The 3,252-nt window shown below is 64.4% G+C and carries 3 protein-coding genes; all 3 read left to right on the top strand.

Annotated features, from left to right (window positions below):
- Window positions 1–135: 135 nt before the first annotated feature.
- Window positions 136–1,782 carry a TnsB C-terminal domain-containing protein gene (locus C8029_RS17445; protein ID WP_074646626.1) on the top strand — a complete coding sequence of 549 codons (1,647 nt, stop codon included), beginning with the start codon at window positions 136–138 and terminating at the stop codon, window positions 1,780–1,782.
- Window positions 1,775–2,653 carry a TniB family NTP-binding protein gene (locus C8029_RS17440; protein ID WP_074646627.1) on the top strand — a complete coding sequence of 293 codons (879 nt, stop codon included), beginning with the start codon at window positions 1,775–1,777 and terminating at the stop codon, window positions 2,651–2,653. The genes C8029_RS17445 and C8029_RS17440 overlap by 8 nt, the downstream gene beginning before the upstream one ends.
- A partial coding sequence (locus C8029_RS17435) for a TniQ family protein (protein WP_193217681.1) occupies window positions 2,650–3,252 on the top strand: 603 nt, incomplete at its 3' end. The genes C8029_RS17440 and C8029_RS17435, both read left to right, overlap by 4 nt.

Below are 3,252 nucleotides of genomic sequence, written 5' to 3'. Positions count from 1 at the left end.
TTGAGACTGCGTTCCATGTGTTTTCAATAGCTTGCCTGTGTCGCATTTCTGAAACCGATTCAAGGTATGTGAGACTGGACGCCGATTTGAATCACCATTGGTGAGACTATCCGGCATCCATGCACTGAGTAAGTTATGTCCGATAATTTTCCAGCTGACAAGGATTGGGAAGAGGCGGAGTTTCGCGCCCGGGTGCTCGCGGAGCTGCCGGCCCAGCTGACTCAGGGCAATGTCGACTGGGCCATACGTCAGCTAAATGTCAGCCGATCCACGCTTTTTCGTCTGGTGAAGCAGTTCCGCGAGGACGGGCGGACCAGTGCACTTCTGCCGGACACCCGGGGCCCCAAACCTGGCATGCAGCCGCTGGACCCGGCGGTGGAAGAAATCGTGTCCCGCCACTTCAAGGGGCTTTATGCCACCCGCCGCAAACCTACCAGAACGCGGTTCTGGCGGGAGGTCGCCGCCGATTGTCGGGCTCAAGGGCTGGCACCGCCCTCGATCCGTCGTCTGGGGCGCTGGCTGGAGCAACATGACCAGGCTAAGCTGATGGCCCGGCGAGAGGGCAAGGACAAGGCCGACCGGCGCTATCTGGCCACGCCTGGGGGGCTGGTCGCCAACGATCCGCTGGATATCGTCCAGATCGACCACACCAAGGCTGACGTGACAGTGGTAGATCCGGTGACACGACGCCCGCTCGGTCGGCCAACGCTGACGGTCGCGATCGACGTGAATACCCGCATGGTTCTGGGCTTCCACTTGTCCCTGGAACCGCCCTCGCTGCTCTCCGTCGCCCTCTGCCTGACCCATGCGGTGATGGAGAAAATGCACTGGCTGACGGCGTGCGGGATCAGCACGGAGTGGCTGGCGCGGGGCATCCCGACCGCGATTTATGTGGACAATGGCGCGGAGTTCCATGCCCGGGCTTTTCAGCTTGCCTGTTCCGAATACCAGATCGACCTGCAGTACCGTCCGCCCGGCACGCCGCGCTATGGCGGGCATATCGAGCGGCTGATCGGCACGATGATGGGCGCGATTCACCTGCTGCCGGGCTCGCATTTCTCGAACATCTTCGAGCGCGGCGATCTCGATGCCGAAGCCGAGGCGGTGATGACCTTGCGCGAGCTGGAAACCTGGCTGGCGCTGGAAATCACCGGCTCCTACCACGCGCGGGTGCATAGCGCGTTGGAAATCACGCCCTCGGCGGCCTGGGCAACACGGGTGGACGAAGTCAGACTCCGTATACCCGCCGATCTGCGCCAGTTCTTGGTCGATTTTCTGCCGTCTGAGCAGCGGGTTTTGCAGCGCGACGGCCTGCATCTCTTCCACATCCGCTACTGGGCGGACGAGTTGCGTTGGCTGATGGGCCGGGAAAGCCGCAAGTTCACGCTCAAATACGATCCGCGCGATCTCTCGCGCATCTTCGTGCTGACAGAGAGTGGGATCATCGAAGCCCGACCTGCTGATCTGACACGGCCTGCGATCACGCTCTGGGAGCACCGCGCGGCGCGGCGGGCCCTGCGCGAGGCTGGACGTCATTCTGTGGACGAGGAGTTGATTTTCAGGACGATCGAGGCGCAGCGCGACCTCGTCGACACCGCGGTACGGCAGACCAAGGCCACGCGGCGTCATCAGGCGCGGCGGGCGCATCTGGCACCCCGGCGCATGATCGACGTGACACCGGATGACGCCGCGCGAGATGCCTTGCCCGCGCTGGAAGGGGAGGGGAGCCCGTTCCTCAGCCATCCCGGCTTCAAGGTCGAGGAATGGTACGACGATGACTGAGTTCCCGCATCTCTACCCGGGAGCCGGCAAGATCGCCGCGCTCAGCGCCGACGAGCGCATTCACCGGATTCGCGCCGACCGCTGGGTCTCCTATCCCAGGGCCGAGGCGGCCTTGGAGAAGCTGGAAACGCTGATGTCGTTTCCCGAGCGCGCCCGCATGCCGAACCTGCTCATTGTCGGTGACAGCGGCATGGGCAAGACGATGATCATCGAGAAGTTCACCCGCGATCACGCGTCGAGCTTCGACGAAGCCAGTGGACGGCTGCATATGCCGGTCGTTGCGGTGCAGATGGTCTCGGGGCCCGACGAGTCGCGCTTCTACCGCCGGATCCTGGCGGCGATTGGAGCCCCCGAGCCGCCGCGGGCGACACTATCTGTACTTGAGAGTCTGGCCTTGCGACTGCTCGCCGAATTGCGCCCGGGGATGCTGGTGATTGACGAGATCCACAGCCTGCAGGCGGGCACGATCCGCGAACAGGCGCGATTCCTGAACATGCTGCGCTTTCTGGGCAACGAGCTGCGCATCCCGCTGGTTTGCGTCGGCACCGCACAGGCCCGCAACGCGCTGCGCACCGATGATCAGCTGGTGCGTCGCTTCGAGGCCTTCGCATTGCCGCCCTGGCGGGAGGGCGAGGATCTGAACGGGCTGATGAGCACGCTCACGCGCACGCTGCCGCTTCGGCGCCAAAGCCAGATCGACGGACACGCGCTCGCGCGGATCATCAAGGTGACTGGCGGCATCACCTCGGGCATCTTTTCGATCCTGTCGCAGCTGGCGATCGCCGCCATCGAAAGCGGCGAGGAACGCATCCTCTCGCGCGATATTCTGGGTGGCGACCGGTTGCAGGCGGTCCTGGGAGAGCCGGTGTGACGGGGTGCGGGCGCCTGCCGGTTGTTTACGCCCCCGAGGTCGACGAACGACTGTCTTCCTGGGCCGCGCGCATGGCCCCGTTCTACGCCATGACGGTTTCGGAATTCGTTGCAGCGCTTGGCCTGAAGGGGCACGACGTGTTCGACCTGGAATGGCGTCTTTCGGAAGGGCAGGGGGCTCTGATCGCGGCTTGGACCGGCCTTTCGCCTGAGACCGTGCAGGCCATGACCTTCCGGGAGTTGGGGTCTGCGGCGCGCATGATGATCGCGCGGAAGAACCGGCATACGTGTCCGCTCTGTCCCGAAGAGCTGCATCGCAAATCCGCCGCGCTGCCGTGGCGATTCAGTTGCCCGGTGCATGCTGTGGAGTTTCGGGACGCGACCGGCGAGACCCTGTCCGACCGGTTCGGTGCGGATTGCTTTAAGAAACTTGAAGGGCATGCCGAGGCCGGTGCCGCGTATCTGGATGCCTGGGCGCGCAGCGCGGGGCAGGGAGACCTGGAAGCGCCCGAAGTGCTTCAGGTTCTGACGGCGCGGCATCGCCGGGCCTCGCCGCCGAATGTCGACGAGCAACCGCGGATGTCGCTCCAGACCCGGCGG

This window comes from Roseobacter sp. TSBP12 (assembly GCF_009129705.1).
GTDB lineage: Bacteria > Pseudomonadota > Alphaproteobacteria > Rhodobacterales > Rhodobacteraceae > Celeribacter > Celeribacter baekdonensis_A.
Note: the sequence above shows the minus strand (reverse complement) of the source record. Positions and strands in the feature narration are given on the sequence as shown.